Source organism: Nocardia sp. IBHARD005 (assembly GCF_052814245.1).
In genome coordinates this window covers 1,504,006-1,520,883 of the sequence record NZ_CP199935.1, presented here as the reverse complement: position 1 = coordinate 1,520,883, position 16,878 = coordinate 1,504,006, and the positions used below count along the sequence as shown (strand labels likewise).

The window sequence follows — 16,878 nt, the reverse complement described above, 5'->3', positions numbered from 1 at the left end:
CGCGGTTGACTCTAGGGACCGGGCCGACCAGCCCGCACCCGATCGAACAGGAGCTCACCGTGACCCAGTCCGCCGCCACCACGACTGCCACCGCCGAACTGACCACCACCGGATCGAGCACCACCGATACCTCCACGCCGGACGCAACCCGGTTCGCGTCCGGCACCGCCGCGCCCGCCACCACGGGTCCCACCGAGGCAGTGCCCACCGGCGACCGCTCCGCACCCACCGCGCTCGTGGTTCTCGGCCACCATCGCGCCGACTCACTGTCCGCCCATGTCGCCGACCGGGCCGCCGGCCGCCTCACCACCGCCGGGTACGCCGTCGATTTCCTCGATCTGCAGGCCGAGAATTTCGACCCGCGGATGACCGTGGCCGACCAGCCCGAGTGGGGCAATCGCGACAAGGTCTACTCCCCCACCGCCGAGGCGCACATGCGGCGGATGCTGGCCGCCGATGTCGTGGTGGTGGTGTTCCCGGTCTATTGGCAGAGTGTGCCCGCCCTGCTCAAAGGCTGGATCGATGCCGTCTGGAACTACGGTTTCGCCTACGGCCGCAGCACGCCGCGCTTGGCGGGCAAGCGCATCCTGTGGCTCGGATTGGCCGGAGCGACGGCCGATGACGCGATCATTCCCGGCATGCAGCAACTGCTGGAGGCCCAGCTCAACGAGGGCCTGGCCTACTACAGCGGGTTCGCGGACTCCCGCGTCGGCCTGCTTCCCGATGCCGAGGAACAGCCCCAAAGTCTCGACGCCGAAGGCAATCTCGTGATCGGCGAGGCGATCAGCGGGGACGCGCGCGCCACCCACTACGCCGCCTTCGACGCGAAGGCCGAGGGCTTCGTCGACGCCTTGCTCACCGCGAGTCGCGTCGCCGCCTGAGCCGAGGGGTTCGGCCGACCGGGCACCCGCTTCGATCGGCCGAACAGAGTCGCAGGTCGTGCACCGATCCCGTCGCCCACCGGCGCCGTCAGCCCGCGACGACCACGGCCAAACCTGCGTCGACGGCATCTTCGACACCACGCTCAGTGACGATCGCGCAGGCGAGCAGGGTGTAGTCGGGATCGGCGAGCGCTGGATACGTTGACGTCACCCTGCCCCGCCCCGAGGCTCGGCGGCCGCGCCGATTGCGTCAGAGTCCGGTGAGTGCGCGGCGCAGCACTCCGTAAAGCTCTGTGGGGTTGCCGGATTCGACTGCCGCCGTATCGATCAGGTCGATGGCGGCGGCGGTGAATTCGTCACTTTGGACCTGGACGAACTCGGCGGGAGTGTCGATGCCGGGCGCCTGCGCGGCGAGCAGTGTCGCCATGGCCTGCAGGAACGGCGCCATCAGCGCGGCCAGCTGCGCCGCGGAGCCGCCAGTAGTGCGGACCATCGCGCCACCTTGCGCAAACGCGGCGAACATGGCGTACATGCCGCCGAGGATCGACACGTCGTACATCGCCGCGGCGCCGGGATCGTTCCCGACGAACTCGGCCCGGCCGAACAGTTCCAGCACCGACCGGTAGCGCTCGAATGCCACGGCCGCGCCGCTGTAGAGCACGAAGGCACCGGGTCCGCCGATCATCTCGGGCACCGCCATGATGCCGCCGTCGACCAATTCGATTCCCTCGGTCTCAGCCCACACGCCCAGCGATCGGGCCTGCTCGGGCGTGGTGGTCGTCAAATTCACCACCGTGCGCCCCCGCAGCCGGGCGGCGGCGGGCTCGATGTGTTCGCGCACCGCCGCGTCGTCGAGCACGCACAGGATCACCAGATCGGCCGCGGCCATCGCCTCGGCCGAGCTCGCCGCCACCTTCGCACCATCGGCCACCAGCGCTTCGGCGCGCGCCGGGGTGCGGTTCCAGACGGTCACCTCGTGCCCGCCCGCCAGCAGGGCCTTCGCCAGCGCGGTTCCCATCGCACCGAGCCCGATTACCGAAACACGTTGTGCTGCTGTCGTGTTGGTCATGATTCCCCTTGATCGAAGAGCGTTCGATGCCGATCGGCAGCGTCCTCCTAGATTCGTGGGTTACGCTGAACTTCACAAGTACCGACTATTAGGTGCAATACCTACTAAAAAGTAAGTGAGGCACGTGTGAAGCAGCGCGAGCGTCCGTATTCCTGCGGTATCGATGCCGCACTCGACGTCGTGGGCGGCAAGTGGAAAGCGCTGATCCTGTGGGCCCTGTCCACCGGCACCCAACGCTTCGGCGACCTGAAACGCCTGGTCCCCGGCGTCACCGAGAAGATGCTGATCCAGCAGCTACGCGAACTCGAACACGACGGCATCATCAGCCGCGAGGTCTACGCACAGGTTCCCCCGAAGGTCGAGTACTCACTCACCGACCGAGGGATATCACTCAACGCGGCCCTGGTCACGCTCGGCGCCTGGGGCAACGAGAACATGGACCATATCTGCACAGTCAAGGGCGTGGACGCACCCGTGCATTGACGCGCGACTCCATTACGTCCACGAAGTCGAACGGGAAATGGCGCCGGTGCACTGACCACGCGAGAACATGGGTAACTCCCCCGCCACCTCGAACCCGTGCGTCGCTCACCGCATGCCCGATGCACGACGCACGACGCTCCTACGACCGGCCGAAATCACGGAGAGGCGGGCTAGCCAGCCCACTTCTGGCTGGTGATGCGCTCGTAGGCCTCTTCGTACTTGCGGCGAGTTCCTTCGACGATGTCGGCCGGGATCTCGGGGCCGGGGTATTCCTTGTTCCAGCCGGTCGAGGTCGACCAGTCGCGCACGAACTGCTTGTCGAAGGAGGCCTGCGGACGGCCCGGTTCCCAGTCGTCGGCGGGCCAGAAACGCGAGGAGTCCGAGGTCAGCACCTCGTCACCGAGGGTGAGAACATCACCGTCCCAACCGAATTCGACCTTGGTATCGGCGACGATCACGCCCGCCTTCGCGGCATGCGCGGCACCGCGCGAGTAGATCTCGAGTGTCAGGTCACGCAGCTTCTCGGCGACCTCGCGGCCTTCCTGGTTCACCACGTCGGCGAAACTGATCGCCTCGTCGTGCCCCTCGGCGGCTTTGGTCGACGGCGTGAATATGGGCTCGGGCAGCTTGTCGCCGTCGCGCAACCCTGGCGGTAACGCGATCCCCGACACGGTCCCACTCTGCTGATATTCCTTGAGCCCACCCCCGGTGAGATAGCCGCGAGCGATGCACTCGACCGACAGCATCTTCAACGGCTTGACCCGGATCCCGCGCCCGGCGAACTCCGCGGGCACATCGGTCGCGGAGACCACGTGATTCGGGATCCCGGTGAAGTACTCGAACCACCAGTTCGACAGCTGCGTGAGCAGCGCGCCCTTGTCCGGAATCGGCGTCGGCAGCACCACGTCGTAGACCGAAACCCGGTCCGACGCGACGAGCAGCAGGGTGTCGCCGTCCTCGTAGAGGTCACGAACTTTCCCGGCGTGCACATGCTTCAACGTCGAGCCTCCGAATCTCCGGTGCGGTACCTGCGGGTTTCCCGGAACTCTACCGGCCACCCGCAGCCGGGATCTGGCCTGGTCATCGGTTGGCGAGACCGGTCACATTCCAGGCAGGATCGGTCGCGCCGAACCGCGTGATCCGACCGCTCGCCGGTGCCATCACCGGTGCAGGCCTGCAAGCGCGACGGCGGGTCAGCCACCCCATGCCCGGAAACTCGTCAGCGGGCGCCGACAGCAAGTGGCATTGTGGACGCCGAACTACCGTGCCGTGTTCGTCGAGGAACGAAGGAGATCAATGTCCGCCCCGAATCTCACCCGCGACCAGGCGGTCGAACGCGCGGCCGTGGTGGCCGTGCAGAACTACCGGATCGAACTCGACCTCACCGATCAGCCGCGCGGCGCTGGGTCGGAGGTGTCGGAGACGTTCGGGTCGAAGACCACCGTCAGCTTCACCGCCACCCCTGGTGCGAGCACCTACATCGATCTGGTGGCGTCACGGGTGCGGTCGGCGGTGCTCAACGGGGTCGCGCTCGATGTGAGCGCCTATGACGAGTCGACCGGAATCGCGTTGCCGGGGCTGGCCGAGAACAACGAGCTGGTCGTCGAGGCCGATTGCGAGTACTCCCATACCGGTGAGGGTCTGCACCGGTTCGTCGATCCGACCGACGACAAGGTGTACCTGTACTCGCAGTTCGAGACCGCTGACGCCAAGCGGATGTTCGCCTGCTTCGATCAGCCCGATCTCAAGGCCACCTTCGACATCGTCGCCACCGCGCCCGCGGACTGGGTGGTCATCTCCAACGGTGCCGATATCGAACAGCACAAGGTCGGCGCGGTCGTCCGCCACACCTTCGCCACCACCCCGCGGATGAGCACCTATCTGGTCGCCATGATCGCGGGCCCGTACGCGAAGTGGTCCGACACGTTCACCGACGCCAGTGGCGAGATCCCGCTGGGTCTGTACTGCCGCGCCTCGCTCGCCGAGCACATGGACGCCGAGCGGCTGTTCACCGAGACCAAGCAGGGTTTCGAGTTCTACCACAACAACTTCGGCGTGCCGTATGCCTTCGGCAAGTACGACCAGCTGTTCGTGCCCGAGTTCAACGCCGGCGCGATGGAGAACGCCGGCGCGGTCACCTTCCTCGAGGACTACGTGTTCCGGTCCAAGGTGACCCGCGCGTCCTACGAGCGTCGCGCCGAGACCGTGCTGCACGAGATGGCGCACATGTGGTTCGGCGACCTGGTCACCATGAAGTGGTGGGACGACCTGTGGCTGAACGAGTCGTTCGCGACCTTCGCCTCGGTGCTGTGCCAGGCCGAGGCCACCGAATACACCAGTGCCTGGACCACTTTCGCGAATGTGGAGAAGTCCTGGGCCTACCGCCAGGACCAGCTGCCCTCGACCCACCCGATCGCCGCCGATATCCCCGACCTGCACGCGGTGGAGGTCAACTTCGACGGAATCACCTATGCCAAGGGCGCTTCGGTGCTCAAGCAGTTGGTGGCCTATGTGGGACTGCAACCGTTCCTGGCCGGTCTGCGTGCCTACTTCGCCGAACATGCCTACGGCAACGCCACTTTCGACGATCTGCTCGCGGCGCTGGAGAAGGCGTCGGGGCGTGATCTGTCGGACTGGGGCGCGCAGTGGCTCAAGACCACCGGCCTCAATATCCTTCGGCCCGATTTCGTCGTCGCGCCGGACGGCACGTTCTCGAGCTTCGCGGTCGTGCAGGAAGGTGCGGCGCCGGGTGCGGGCGAGTACCGCGTGCACCGGATCGCGGTCGGTGTCTACGACGATGTCGACGGCAAGCTGGTGCGCACCGAGCGCGTCGAACTCGACCTCGACGCCGCCGGGCGCACCGAGGTGCCCGAGCTCGCCGGCGTGCCGCGTGGTGCGCTGGTGCTGGTGAACGACGACGACCTCACCTACTGCTCGCTGCGCCTGGACCCCGATTCCCTCGACGTGGTCGTGCAGCGTGTCGGTGACATCGCCAGCTCGCTGCCGCGCACGCTGGCCTGGTCGGCGGCCTGGGAGATGACCCGTCAGGCCGAGATGAAGGCCCGCGATTTCGTCGCGCTCGTGCAGCGCGGAATCGGCTCCGAATCCGAGATCGGGGTGGTGCAGCGGCTGCTCATGCAGGCCAATACCGCCATCTCGAGCTACGCCGATCCGGTGTGGGCCGCGCAGGAGGGCTGGCCGGGATACGCCGACCGGCTGCTCGAACTCGCGCGCGGTGCCGAGGCGGGTTCGGACCATCAGCTGGCGTTCGTCAACGCGCTGACCGGCGCGTTGCTGGAATCGCGCCACATCGAGGTGCTGGCCCAGTTGCTCGCCGCCGATCCCGCGGCAGCCGGTCTCGCCGGTCTCACCATCGACACCGACCTGCGCTGGCGCATCGTCACCGCGCTGGCGGCGGCGGGCCGGATCGACGCCGACGGTATCGACACCCCGACCATCGACGCCGAACTGCGGGGCGACCCGACCGCGGCGGGTAAGCGTCAGGCGGCCACCGCGGCCACCGCGCGCCCGATCGCCGAGGTCAAGGCGCAGGCCTGGACCACGGTGATGGGCGACGACTCGGTGCCCAACATCACCGCTCGCGCCATCGTCGGCGGGTTCGCCCCGGCCGGTCAGGGTGCGGTGCTCGCGCCGTACGTGGACAAGTACTTCGCCGAGATCCCCGCGGTGTGGGACCGCCGCTCGAGCGAGGTCGCGCAGACCGTGGTGATCGGCCTGTACCCGCACTGGGCGATCAGCGAGGAAGCCGTCGCCACGGCAGACGAGTTCCTGGCAGGCGAGCACCCGCCCGCCCTGTACCGGCTGGTCTCGGAAGGCCGGGCCGGGATCGAACGTTCCCTGCGCGCAAGGGAATTCGACGCCAAGTAAGTAGCTCGACCCGAGGGCCCGGTACTGCGATTTCGCGATACCGGGCCCTTGCCCTATCCCCGAGCACGCGACCTTCGCCGCGCCCGACGAGATCGTCTCGCTGCTGTGAGCAGATCTGCTGGGGGCAGCAATGGCGGCCGATCATGCCGGGCGCGAGGCACCGTGGACCTATGGCACACGACGACAAGACTCCGATGTTCAGCTGGCGGGCCCGTGAGCAACTGTTCGGGCGGCGGATCCTCGTCCTGGACGGTCCACTCGACGACGACAACGGCACGCTGCTCATCACCCAACTGCTCACCCTCGCCGCCCAGAGCCCAGAGGCCGGGATCTCGCTGTGGATCCACTCCCCCGGCGGTTCGGTGCCCTCGATGCTGGCGATCCGCGATGTGATGCGGCTCGTTCCCTGCGAGGTCTCCACCCTTGCGCTCGGATTGGCATGTAGCGCAGGACAATTCCTGCTTTCCTCCGGCACCCCGGGTAGGCGGTACGCGCTGCCGCACGCCCGCGTGCTCATGCATCAGGGATCGGCGGGCATCGGCGGCAGCGCGGTGGAGGTGGAAGTGCAGGCCGACGATCTGCGCCACACCGTCGACACCGTGCTAGGTCTCATCGCCGCCGACACCGGGCAACCCTTCGACCGCATCTACGAGGACTCACTGCACGACCGCTGGTTCACCGCACCCCAGGCACTCGAGTACGGGTTCATCGACCACATCGTCGAATCGTTCGACCAGGTCGTTCCGAACCGTCACCGCATCGGCATCACCTCGTGACCGGGCTACCGCACGACCGCCGGCGACCACTGACCGCGTATGTACATGGGTAACTCGCCGGGTACGAGCAAACCCGACCAACAGCACAACCGCCTGCCGCCGACGGACCCCTCGCGGCAGACGAATCAGGCCGAAATACTCGGAGAGGCGGACCAGACCTCATGACCTACACGATCCCCAACGTAGTGTCCCAGCATCGCGGCGGTGGTGAGCGGATCACCGACATCTACTCGCACCTGCTCAGCGAACGCATCGTCTACCTGGGCACCCCCATCGACTCCGGCGTCGCCAACGCGCTCATCGCCCAGCTCCTGCACCTGGAATCCGACAGCCCCGGCCAGGCGATCAGCCTCTATATCAACTGCGAAGGCGGGGACCTGTCCGCCATGCTCGCCGTGTACGACACCATGCGATTCATCAAGGCGCCGGTGCACACCACCTGCGTCGGCCAGGCGATCGCCGTCGGTGCCGTGCTACTCGCCGGCGGCGCGCCCGGCCACCGCGCGATGCTGCCGCACACTCGAATCGTGTTGCACCAGCCCGCGACTCGCGGCCAGGGCACCATTCCCGACCTGATCCTGCAGGCCGACGAGATCGTCCGGATGCGCGCCGCGATCGAGGCGATCCTGTCCAAGCACACCGGCCAGACGCCGGAAAACCTGCGCCGCGACACCGACCGGGACCGTGTCTTCACCGCCGAGACCGCACTCGAATACGGTCTGGTCGACCAGGTACTACACGAGCGCGAGTGATCGCCCGCTCAGGCCTCACCGACCACGCCGGCCAGTCACCGTCAACTGAATCCGATGACGCCCTGTGACAGTCCAGCGTGGCAGGTCCGGTGGGAGCACCGGACACCCGAGGCGTAATTACCAGGTGCTCACTGCTTTTCGATGCGGTCCAGGTACACGCGACGGACGTTGTCGTCGACGCGGGTGATGGCGGCGTCGTCGTGGGCGACCTTACGGAAGGCCCGCATCACCGGCTCCGGCACCAGTCCGGACGCGTTCGCCATCACGCCGACATACCCGGGCACCGAGGTCTCGGCTGCCCTGGTCTTGACCGTGCGGACCACGGCGGCGGCGATGTCCTCGGGGTCGACGGCGGGCAGGATGCCGTAGTCGATCCCGGAGCTGAGTTCGGTGCGCACCGCCGACGGCAGGACCGCGCTCACACTGACTCCGGTGCCGTCCATTTCCAGCCTGGTGGCGGCGGTCAGGCCGACCACCGCGTACTTGCTGGCGTTGTACACGGCCAGTCCCTTGATCGGGAACTTGCCCGCCAGCGAGGCCACATTCACGACGTGGCCGTAGCCGCGCTCGACCATGGCGGGCAGGGCCAGGCGCATGCCGTGGATGACGCCGTAGACGTTGACGTCCATGGTGAGCTGGTCGATGCGGTCGGACTGCTCGAGAAACGCGCCGTTCGGCATCACGCCGGCATTGTTCACCAGCACGTCGAGCGGGCCGTGCCACTGCACGGCCGCATCGAGAAACGCCGCGTAAGAAGCCTTGTCGGTGACGTCGAGCGCGTGGCCCATCGCGTGGTCGCCGATCTCGGCGGCGGCCTGCACGGCCAGCGCTTCGTCGAGGTCACCGAGCGCGACATAGGCGCCCGCCTCGACGAACGCCTTGGCGGTGGCCAGCCCGATGCCGCGGGCCGCACCGGTGATCGCGATCGTCGCGCCGTCGAGATCGATCCGTGGGTAGCTCATTGTGTGGCCTCTCGTCGGGTGCTCGGTCTGTCGGTCGCGCTAGAAGCGCGCGTAGTGCAAACGCTCACGCAGGCACCGTCACGTCGGTGATGGTGAAGTCGGCGGGGTCGAACGCGCTGACCCGGGTGGTGAGCTGGCCGGTGGACCAGGGCCAGCTGAAACTGTTGCGGCCGTTGGCATCCATGTAATAGCTGTGGCAACCACCCGCGTTGTAGACGGTGCTCGCCAGCGCGGTTTGCACTTGGTCGACGTAGCGCGCCTGCACCTCGGCACGCACGTCCAGCGCCGCCCAGCCTTCACGGCGGGCCCGCGCGATCGCCGAGACGAGGAAGGCGACCTGGGCTTCGAGAATGGCGAACGCCGAAGAGTGGCCGGTGCCGAGGCTGGGGCCGAGCACGGTGAACGCGTTGGGGAAGCCGGTGGTGACGGTGCCGAGGTAGGCCTCTGGCGAGCCCTTCCAGTGCTCGGCCAGCGTGCGGCCGTCGGCGCCGCGCACGATGTCGGCCAGTGGGGTGTCGAGGATGTGGAAGCCGGTACCGAGGATCACGGCGTCGACTTCGGCCGTGGTGCCATCGGCGCCGACCACGGTGTTGCCACGGAACTCGGCGACGCCGGTGGCGTACACGTCGACGTTGTTCTTGGTGAGCGACTGGAGATAGCTGTTGGAGAACAGGATTCGCTTGCAGCCGAGCAGATAATCCGGCGTCAGCTTCGCCCGCACCGCCGGATCACGCACCACGACGCGCAGATACGCCGAGCCGACGGTCTGGACGGCCTGCATCAGCGGTCGCGGATGCCGGAAGGCAACCCCGAGACCTTCCATCAACGCGTACTCGATCGCACGCAAGACCTTGTGCGCGACCGGGAATCGTCGCATCACCGCCTTCTCGACACCGGGCACGCGGTGATCGAGTTTCGGCAGCACCCACTGCGCGGTGCGCTGGAACAGGTGTAGCTCGGCGACATCGGGCTGGATCGCGGGCACGAACTGCACCGCGGACGCACCGGACCCGACCACCGCGACCCGCTTGCCACGCAGGTCGTAGTCGTGGTTCCAGCGCGCGGAGTGGAAGACCTCGCCGGGGAATTCGGCCAGGCCCGGAATCTCGGGCAGGCGCGGTTCGTTCCACGGACCCGCGGCCGACACGACGAAGCGGGCGCTCAGCGGACCCTCGCTCGTGTCCAACCGCCACAGCTGCGCGGCAGCGTCGAACCGCGAACCGACCACCTCCACCCCGAACCGGGTGTGCTCGGCCAGCCCGTGCTCGCGCGCCACCCGGTCGACATAGTCGAGGATCTCGGGCTGGGGCGCGAACAGGCGCGACCACTCGCTGTTGGGCGCGAAGGAGAACGAGTACAGGCCGGACGGAACATCGCACGCACAGCCGGGATAGGTGTTGGCCCGCCAAGTGCCGCCGAAGGTGTCGGCCTTCTCGACGATCACCACATCCTCGACCCCGGCCTCGATCAACTTGATCGCGGCACAGATGCCGGAAACACCCGCTCCGATCACAACGACCTCGTGCTGGCGGCTCATATGACTTCTCCTTCGAACGAAACGCGCGGCGCGCCGAGCGCGGCGCGGGCAATGATGGAACCGACTGCGTGAACACGAGAGCACCGAGCACCGATCGCGATGGCGTCGGCCCGCGCGCCCACGAGCCGGGAACTCGCTGCGGGGTTGCCGGCCGCTGGATGTCGGCAGGCACCGCGCGTAGGAGGGCGATTCACGCGAGCCGGGCGGGTCCGCAGACGCGCAGCGCATCGGCGACCCGGGTCGCCATTGCGCGGCGGGCAGCGGCGATGGTGGCCGGGCGGCGGGCCGAATCCATGAAGTTCGGGCCCATGGCGGCAAGCTCGTCGGGGCCAGGTTCGACGCGGATCACGCGGGTGCCCGCGGCACGCAGCAGCGCCACTTCGCGGTCGAGGCCGCGGGTCATCTGTGTGCGCAGCAGACGTTCGAGCCGGTTCAGGCCGGTGGCCGGCGCGCCGCCCTCGGAGGTCATCGGGGCGATGACCACCACCTCGTCGAGTTCAAGCGGCACCAGCAGATCGGCCGACACCGACGACAGCGAACCACCGTCGACGTAGTCCTTCCCGTCGATCCGCACGGGCGGAAACCAACCGGGGATGGCCCAGGACGCGGCGATCGCGTCACCCAGATCGACCGGCGCCGCACCGGCCACGACCGATGCTCCGGCCGACGCGATGTCATCGCGCGCTCCGCTCGCTCCGAAGGCGACTCGCGCACCCGTTGCCGCGTCGGCGCCGACCACCCAGGTCGCGGGGTGGCTCACCCAGCCGCTCGGGGCGGCCAGCGCCTGACCGAAGGAACGCAACCAGTCGGCGTCGCCGCGGCCGCGCGGAAGGAGCCCGGCCAGCGCGGTGTAGGGCGCACGAGCGCGCAGACCGGCGCCGACCAGGCCGAGGCCGGGGAATCCGAGCCTGGGCAGCGGGGGGAATTTGCCGGGGTCGACGGCGACATGGCCGGCCAGGATCGGGTCGGCGCCCGGCGCCGCGTCGAGGGCGGCGAGCAGGTCGGCGGGGGTGCGCCCGGAGCCGAGCGCCGCCACGAGTTCCGCGCCCGCGGAGGTGCCGATCAGGACATCGGCGGTGCGGGTGTCCCAGTTCAACGCGCGTTCGACCGCGTCGAGCGCTACGGCGGTCCAGGCGAAGCCGAGGAGGCCACCGCAGCCGATCGCTATGCCACGTCGTGTAGTCATATTTCGAATACTAACGGTATTCGAATTCCAGCGGTAGCCCATTTTGCTAAACTCCTGCACATGGCCAGGATGACGCGCAAGGAGTCGCACGCACTCACGCGTGAACGGCTGGTCGAGACCGCCAAGCGACTGTTCATGGCCGAGGGCTACAACGTGACCCCGCTGGAGAAGGTGGCCACCGAGGCCGGATTCTCCAAGGGCGCGGTGTACTCCAACTTCGCGACCAAGCACGAATTGGGTCTGGCCGTGCTCGACGTGGTCCATGTGGAGCGCGCCCAGTCGCTCGTGGACGCGATGCTCACGCACGACACCATGGCCGAGCGGATCGAAGGATTCGCACGATGGGCCGACGAGAACATCGGTGATGTCGGCTGGACCGCGCTGGAAGTCGAGTTCGCGACGAGCACCCGGCACATGCCCGAGATCCGCACCGAACTCGCCGAGCGCCGGCGCACCATGACAACGATGCTCGCCACAGTCATCCAGACACAGGCCGACCAGCTCGGCCTCGAGCTCCCGCTTTCCGCGGAAGATTCCGCGCTGCAACTACTCTCGCTCGGCATCGGCCTCGGCGTGCAGCGCGCGATCGACCCCGAACTCCCGGTCAGCGCGATCGTCGATCTACTCCGCGGCCAGATCGCCGCTGCCCGAACAAGCGCGACACTGGACGGCTGATCGCCAAGGCATCACACAAACATCGCCCGCGAGGACAATGCGTGTTGATCTCGACAGGCACCAGTTCGAAACCGACGTCGACGCGACGACTCGGCGGGTGACCGAATCAGGCGGCGAGCAGGACGGCGTTCGGAGCCAGAGCGAGGGGGGCGGAGTGGGAGGGGGCGATCTGGCGTTGTCCGCCCAGCACCACCGCACGCGTCGGCACCAGCGCGTGCCTGCGCATGGAGTCCGCTACCTGGGCGACGAGATCGCCCAGCGAGGTGCCGAGGGCGCCGGCCAGGGCTGCGATCATCTCGCTCGACGGCTCTTTGCGGCCGCGCTCGACTTCGGAGAGGTACTGCGGCGAGATGCCCGCGCGACCCGCGGTGTCGACGAGGGTGGAGCGCTGTTCCAGGCGTAGCGCGCGCAGGCGTTCGCCCAGCGCCTCACGCCAGAGTGGTTCCGGCCGCGACTGCTGTTCGCCGCGTCCGCCTGGAATCACCCGCAACCCGTTGTGCTCGCCCATACTCCGAGCGTAGGGATGCCGGGACCGAAACACCCGGCTCTTCTGCTCTGGGCGTAACGAACAGGGGGCCGAAGGCCCGCCTCGAGCGCACCAGCGCTCCAAAAATACAGCTCGTACACCACCCAGACCCGGTAAAACCCGGTATGTCCCTACCAAGGGCGGGGCCCGCCCTGATCTGGACTGACCGGAGGGTGCGACGAAGGAGTGCCCCGGAGGGAGGGAAGATCTCCGGGCCCGAAGGGCCCCGCCTCGAGCGCGCCAGCGCTCCAATATCACCGCGTGATGCCGAAGCGGGCGTCGGCCCAGCCGAGCGCGTCGGCGAAGGACGCGGAGACGATCTCGCTGTGGTCGACGTCGTCGTACTTGCGGTAGTCGACCGCCTCGCCGCGTCCCTGCTGTTCGGCGACCATCGCATCGGTCGCCGTCAGCGGGACGGTGAGGTCCGAACGCCCCTGGAGGACGAGCACCGGGACGGTGAATCGCAAGTCGCTCGGGTCGTTGTCGTCGAGGACGCGCAGCAGCCCCGAGACGTCACCGTCGGAGGTGAACACGTCCTTCGCCGACAGGCCGCCCCACTTGCCCGCCTCGCGTAGTCCGCCGGTGCATTCGGAGTCGGCGACCGGCAGCAGGGACTGCGCACGGCCGGTGAGGAATCGGGCGGGGTCCACATCGGTCACCGTCTGGGCGCCGCGAACCAAGAGCGGCAGGTACACCGACACATCGCCCGTCCCGAGTGTGCCCAGCGGATTCGACGCCGCCCACTTCGCCATGCGGACCTGTTCGCCCAGATGCGAGGCGGGTGCCAGCGCGATGGCGCCGAGCAACGGCGAATTCGGCGTCCAGCCCTTGGCGTCGACGGCGGCGAACAGGGCCGCGTGGCCACCCTGCGAATGCCCCATCGCCAGCCAGCGTGATCCGACCGACTTGTCGATTTCCCTTGCCGCCGTGGCGATATCGGCCATCGCACGCTGTTCGGTCTCACCGATCATGTATCCGTGACCGCCCGGCGTCCCCAAGCCCTGGTAGTCGGTTCTGGCGACCGCGTACCCCTTGGCCACCCAGCGGGCCTGTTCGTCTCTGCTCGGCGAGGAGCCTTCGGAGCGCGAGGCCGCGCAGACATCGGCGACCCCGGTGCTACCCGGCGCCCAGGAAATGAGCGGCCAACCCCCCGCGGGCGCAACACCTTCGGGCACCGCGAGCGTTCCCGACACCGCGACGGGCTTCTCCTGCGCGTCCAGCGACCGGTACAGCGTCAGGTAGTTGCGGGCGCCGGGCACGACCTGCGCACCGGTGAGCGGCTGCGCGCGGATCACCGAACCACGCTGCCCCGGAATCGATTCCGCGCTGGGGTTGTAGAACGCGGAAAGAGGTGCGGCGGCGGCGAATTCGACCGGCCGGCTGTCCTGCGCGCAGGCCGGCGCCGTCAGCGCCAGGCACGCCGCCGCGAGCACCCGAGTGATCCGTGCGTGCAAGTTTCCCCCCGATATGCGACGGCCGACGATGTGGCCGATAGACCGCCGACCAGGTTACTCGATGCCACCCACACGGCTGGGCACCCCCGATATCAACCCTCCGCCGGACTCAGCGCACGGCGCGCGGAATCGCTTCGCAGCCGGGCGAGCCCGGACTCGACGGCGAGCCGGTATTACACGCCGCGAACACGAAACGGCGCGTTCACCCTGAGGTGAACGCGCCGTTCGGAAGCCAACGAGCTAGCGGCCGATCGCGGCGGCCATCACGCGGGTGGCCGAGATCAGGCCGTCGATCAGGTTGCCCTGACGGAACGAGGCAAGGGCGGCGGTGACGCCGAGCTGGCAGATACGGTCATTGGCGCGCTCGGCCACGTCGGCACCGGAGCGGACCTCGATCGCGCCCTGGTTCGGGGACACGGCGATGAGCACCGAATCGGCCGACTCCGGGGTGTTCGGCAGGATCGCGTCGGCACCGGCCGCCGGATCGGCACCGAGATCGCCGAGGTAGATGTTGAAGCGGATCTTGGTGGCGCGGGTCGCCTCGGTGAGCGCGTTGTCGAGGGAGATGCGCTCGTGATCGGTGAACGGCACCTCGTCGAATACGGTGCCTGGCTCGTGCACCCCGGACACCCGACCGCTGCTGGTCAGGGCGAACCCGTGCGCCAGGTCGGCCTCGACCACCGCGGGCCAATTAGAACTTGCCACTTGCCCGGCCTCCGATCAGCTCCGCATGCGCGGTTTCGAGAGCCGCATGACCATGCGGCTCGGCGGTGTGGTGCCCCGCCGCGGCGGTCACCTCATCGGTAGCACTCCACAGCACCGGCCGGTGGGTCCACTTCTGCCCGAGTGCGAAGTGGGCCGGCTTCTCACCGGGGAATGGCTTACCGAGATAGGACAAACCCGCGATCGCGAAGTAGATCGCGGCCGGGATGCCGACGAAGATCAGCACTGTCTCGAGAATGCTCACGCACCAACGGTAGACGATGCTGTGTAGTAGACCATCCTCCGGCCATGGGTTGCCGCACCGCGTGTCCGGCCGCGGCTACACCAACCAGGCCGCCGCGTTCGGGGGCAACCGATCGTCGGCGACCGGTGCGCTCGACAGCAGCACCTCCCCCGGCGGCAGCTGGATCGGGCTGTCGGAGGCGTTGAGCACGCAGATCAGCCCGCCCGGACGACGGAAGGCGAGGCAGCCGTCGGGACTGCCGTACCACTCGATCCGCTGGCCCGCGAACTCCGGCCTGGTGGCGCGCAGGTCGATCGCCAGGCGGTACAGCGACAGCGTCGAGTGCAGGGTTTCCAGTTGCGCTTCGACGGTGCGGTCGGCCCAGTCGACGGGGATCGGCAGCCACGGCGTGCCCTCGGTGAAACCGAACGGCGTAGCCGGGCCCTCCCACGGCATCGGGACCCGGCAACCGTCGCGACCGCGTTCCTTGTGGCCAGTGCGCTCCCACACCGGGTCCTGCAGGACGTCGTCGGGCAGGTCGTCGACATTGGGCAGGCCCAGTTCGGCGCCGTTGTAGATGAACACCGCACCGGGCAGGGCGAGTTCGACCATGACCATCGCCCGCGCCCGCGCGACACCGGTCTTGCCGCCGCCGTAGCGGGTCACCTCACGTTCGATGTCGTGGTTGGACAGCGTCCAGGTGGGTGGGGCGCCCGCGTCGGCGACGGCCTCCAGGGAGTGCGCGATCGCGTCGTGGACGTCCTGCGCGGTGAAGGCAGTCTCGGCGAGGCGGAAGTTGAAGGCCAGGTGCAGCTCGTCGGGGCGGACGTATTCGCCGAAGCGGACGTTGTCGTCGACCCACACCTCGCCGATCGACACCGCGTGCGGGTAGTCGTCGAGCACTGTGCGGATGCGGCGGTGGATGGCGTGCACGCCGGGGTTGTTGAAGCGGGGATCGGCATCGTCGTGGACGAGCATCGTGGTCTCGACCTTCGCCATATCGGGCAGGCCTTCGGGCTTGGCCATCCCGTGTGCGACATCGAGGCGGAAACCGTCGACGCCACGGTCGAGCCAGAAGCGCAGGGTCTTCTCGAAATCGTCGGCGACCTCGGAATTGTCCCAGTTCAGATCGGGTTGTTCGGGCGCGAAGATGTGCAGGTACCACTGCCCGTGGGTGCCGTCGGGCTCGGTGATCCTGGTCCACGCGGGGCCGCCGAAGATGCTCGGCCAGTTGTTGGGTGGCTCGTCGCCGTTCTCGCCGCGACCGTCGCGGAAGATGTAGCGGGCGCGCTCGGGGCTGCCCGGCGCCGCCTCCAGCGCCTCGGCGAACCACGCGTGCTCGACGCTGGTGTGGTTGGGCACCAGATCCATCGTCACTTTGATCTCGCGGTCGTGTGCCTCGGCGATCAGCTCGTCCAACGCCCCCAGCCCGCCGAAGAGCGGGTCGATATCGCGCGGGTCGGACACGTCGTAGCCGCCGTCGGCCTGCGGTGACCGCATCACCGGACAAATCCACAGCGCGTCGACGCCCAATAGCTCCAGGTACCCCATCTTCTCGCGGACACCGCCCAGATCGCCGACACCGTCACCATCGGAGTCGGCGAACGAACGCGGATAGACCTGATAGAACACGGCGGTTTTCCACCACGGAGCGGTGCTTGCTTCCCCCGGCACCGGCGAGGCAGGTGTCTGTGTCACACCCGCAATATTGCCAAAGTTCGCCCGCAATATTCATGGGGGGCC

At 68.1% G+C, this 16,878-nt stretch carries 17 protein-coding genes; 6 read left to right on the top strand and 11 right to left on the bottom strand.

The features are described 5' to 3' along the window. The first annotated feature begins 5 nt into the window (after positions 1 to 5). Complete coding sequence (locus ACTWPB_RS07005) at positions 6 to 881, top strand: NAD(P)H oxidoreductase (protein WP_446224870.1); 876 nt, start codon at positions 6 to 8, stop codon at positions 879 to 881. Between the two features lie 88 nt (positions 882 to 969). Here the strand turns inward: ACTWPB_RS07005 and ACTWPB_RS07000 are convergent, their stop codons facing one another. Next, entirely contained in the window at positions 970 to 1,092 is a 123-nt protein-coding gene (locus tag ACTWPB_RS07000; protein ID WP_446224869.1) for a hypothetical protein, read from the bottom strand. A gap of 39 nt (positions 1,093 to 1,131) precedes the next feature. Beyond that, on the bottom strand, positions 1,132 to 1,950 hold the full coding sequence (locus ACTWPB_RS06995; RefSeq protein WP_446224868.1) for an NAD(P)-dependent oxidoreductase: 819 nt from the start codon (positions 1,948 to 1,950) through the stop codon (positions 1,132 to 1,134). Positions 1,951 to 2,076: 126 nt separating this feature from the next. On the opposite strand from ACTWPB_RS06995, the gene ACTWPB_RS06990 reads away from it, so the two are divergent. Continuing rightward, positions 2,077 to 2,433: a winged helix-turn-helix transcriptional regulator gene (locus ACTWPB_RS06990; protein WP_446224867.1), complete on the top strand. Its 357-nt coding sequence runs from the start codon at positions 2,077 to 2,079 to the stop codon at positions 2,431 to 2,433. Between the two features lie 170 nt (positions 2,434 to 2,603). On the opposite strand, the gene ACTWPB_RS06985 is transcribed toward ACTWPB_RS06990, so the two are convergent. Beyond that, positions 2,604 to 3,431 carry a phosphoribosylaminoimidazolesuccinocarboxamide synthase gene (locus ACTWPB_RS06985; protein ID WP_446224866.1) on the bottom strand — a complete coding sequence of 276 codons (828 nt, stop codon included), beginning with the start codon at positions 3,429 to 3,431 and terminating at the stop codon, positions 2,604 to 2,606. A 298-nt stretch (positions 3,432 to 3,729) separates the two neighbouring features. Here ACTWPB_RS06985 and pepN point away from each other — a divergent pair, with 298 nt between their 5' ends. The 3 genes from pepN (at position 3,730) to ACTWPB_RS06970 (ending at position 7,849) form a co-directional block, all read left to right on the top strand. Beyond that, positions 3,730 to 6,321, top strand: coding sequence for an aminopeptidase N (gene pepN, locus ACTWPB_RS06980; RefSeq protein WP_446224865.1), 2,592 nt, complete (start codon positions 3,730 to 3,732; stop codon positions 6,319 to 6,321). A gap of 170 nt (positions 6,322 to 6,491) precedes the next feature. Next, on the top strand, positions 6,492 to 7,097 hold the full coding sequence (locus tag ACTWPB_RS06975; protein ID WP_446224864.1) for a ClpP family protease: 606 nt from the start codon (positions 6,492 to 6,494) through the stop codon (positions 7,095 to 7,097). Positions 7,098 to 7,258: 161 nt separating this feature from the next. Beyond that, positions 7,259 to 7,849 (top strand): ClpP family protease, encoded by a 591-nt coding sequence (locus ACTWPB_RS06970; RefSeq protein ID WP_446224863.1) that lies wholly within the window; start codon positions 7,259 to 7,261, stop codon positions 7,847 to 7,849. A 128-nt stretch (positions 7,850 to 7,977) separates the two neighbouring features. Here the strand turns inward: ACTWPB_RS06970 and ACTWPB_RS06965 are convergent, their stop codons facing one another. The 3 genes from ACTWPB_RS06965 to ACTWPB_RS06955 all read right to left on the bottom strand — a co-directional run bounded on the left by ACTWPB_RS06965 (position 7,978) and on the right by ACTWPB_RS06955 (position 11,534). Beyond that, positions 7,978 to 8,811 (bottom strand): SDR family oxidoreductase, encoded by an 834-nt coding sequence (locus ACTWPB_RS06965; protein ID WP_446224862.1) that lies wholly within the window; start codon positions 8,809 to 8,811, stop codon positions 7,978 to 7,980. 64 nt (positions 8,812 to 8,875) lie between these two features. After that, positions 8,876 to 10,348, bottom strand: coding sequence for a flavin-containing monooxygenase (locus ACTWPB_RS06960; protein ID WP_446224861.1), 1,473 nt, complete (start codon positions 10,346 to 10,348; stop codon positions 8,876 to 8,878). Between the two features lie 190 nt (positions 10,349 to 10,538). Next, the gene (locus ACTWPB_RS06955; RefSeq protein WP_446224860.1) at positions 10,539 to 11,534 is read right to left on the bottom strand and encodes a patatin-like phospholipase family protein; all 996 of its coding nucleotides are present in this window, start codon (positions 11,532 to 11,534) and stop codon (positions 10,539 to 10,541) included. A 60-nt stretch (positions 11,535 to 11,594) separates the two neighbouring features. Here ACTWPB_RS06955 and ACTWPB_RS06950 point away from each other — a divergent pair, with 60 nt between their 5' ends. Next, a complete protein-coding gene (locus ACTWPB_RS06950) occupies positions 11,595 to 12,209 on the top strand; it encodes a TetR/AcrR family transcriptional regulator (RefSeq protein ID WP_446224859.1) in 615 nt (204 codons plus the stop codon). 106 nt (positions 12,210 to 12,315) lie between these two features. Here the strand turns inward: ACTWPB_RS06950 and ACTWPB_RS06945 are convergent, their stop codons facing one another. The 5 genes from ACTWPB_RS06945 to ACTWPB_RS06925 form a co-directional block, all read right to left on the bottom strand. Continuing rightward, positions 12,316 to 12,717, bottom strand: a complete 402-nt coding sequence (locus ACTWPB_RS06945; protein WP_446224858.1) for a helix-turn-helix domain-containing protein — start codon at positions 12,715 to 12,717, stop codon at positions 12,316 to 12,318. A 272-nt stretch (positions 12,718 to 12,989) separates the two neighbouring features. Next, positions 12,990 to 14,189 carry an alpha/beta hydrolase family protein gene (locus ACTWPB_RS06940; RefSeq protein WP_446224857.1) on the bottom strand — a complete coding sequence of 400 codons (1,200 nt, stop codon included), beginning with the start codon at positions 14,187 to 14,189 and terminating at the stop codon, positions 12,990 to 12,992. Between the two features lie 240 nt (positions 14,190 to 14,429). Further along, positions 14,430 to 14,894: a DUF5130 domain-containing protein gene (locus ACTWPB_RS06935; protein WP_446224856.1), complete on the bottom strand. Its 465-nt coding sequence runs from the start codon at positions 14,892 to 14,894 to the stop codon at positions 14,430 to 14,432. After that, positions 14,881 to 15,156: an aa3-type cytochrome oxidase subunit CtaJ gene (gene ctaJ / locus ACTWPB_RS06930; RefSeq protein WP_378918236.1), complete on the bottom strand. Its 276-nt coding sequence runs from the start codon at positions 15,154 to 15,156 to the stop codon at positions 14,881 to 14,883. The genes ACTWPB_RS06935 and ctaJ overlap by 14 nt, the downstream gene beginning before the upstream one ends. A 75-nt stretch (positions 15,157 to 15,231) precedes the next feature. Further along, entirely contained in the window at positions 15,232 to 16,833 is a 1,602-nt protein-coding gene (locus ACTWPB_RS06925; RefSeq protein WP_446224855.1) for a glycoside hydrolase family 13 protein, read from the bottom strand. Between the last annotated feature and the right edge of the window lie 45 nt (positions 16,834 to 16,878).

Bases quoted from the DNA above. Each gene is read 5' to 3' on its own strand.
- ACTWPB_RS06995 (WP_446224868.1), bottom strand. From the start codon at position 1,950: ATGACCAACACGACAGCAGCACAACGTGTTTCGGTAATCGGGCTCGGT.
- pepN (WP_446224865.1), top strand. From the start codon at position 3,730: ATGTCCGCCCCGAATCTCACCCGCGACCAGGCGGTCGAACGCGCGGCC.
- ACTWPB_RS06975 (WP_446224864.1), top strand. From the start codon at position 6,492: ATGGCACACGACGACAAGACTCCGATGTTCAGCTGGCGGGCCCGTGAG.
- ACTWPB_RS06970 (WP_446224863.1), top strand. From the start codon at position 7,259: ATGACCTACACGATCCCCAACGTAGTGTCCCAGCATCGCGGCGGTGGT.
- ACTWPB_RS06965 (WP_446224862.1), bottom strand. From the start codon at position 8,811: ATGAGCTACCCACGGATCGATCTCGACGGCGCGACGATCGCGATCACC.
- ACTWPB_RS06960 (WP_446224861.1), bottom strand. From the start codon at position 10,348: ATGAGCCGCCAGCACGAGGTCGTTGTGATCGGAGCGGGTGTTTCCGGC.
- ACTWPB_RS06955 (WP_446224860.1), bottom strand. From the start codon at position 11,534: ATGACTACACGACGTGGCATAGCGATCGGCTGCGGTGGCCTCCTCGGC.
- ACTWPB_RS06950 (WP_446224859.1), top strand. From the start codon at position 11,595: ATGGCCAGGATGACGCGCAAGGAGTCGCACGCACTCACGCGTGAACGG.
- ACTWPB_RS06945 (WP_446224858.1), bottom strand. From the start codon at position 12,717: ATGGGCGAGCACAACGGGTTGCGGGTGATTCCAGGCGGACGCGGCGAA.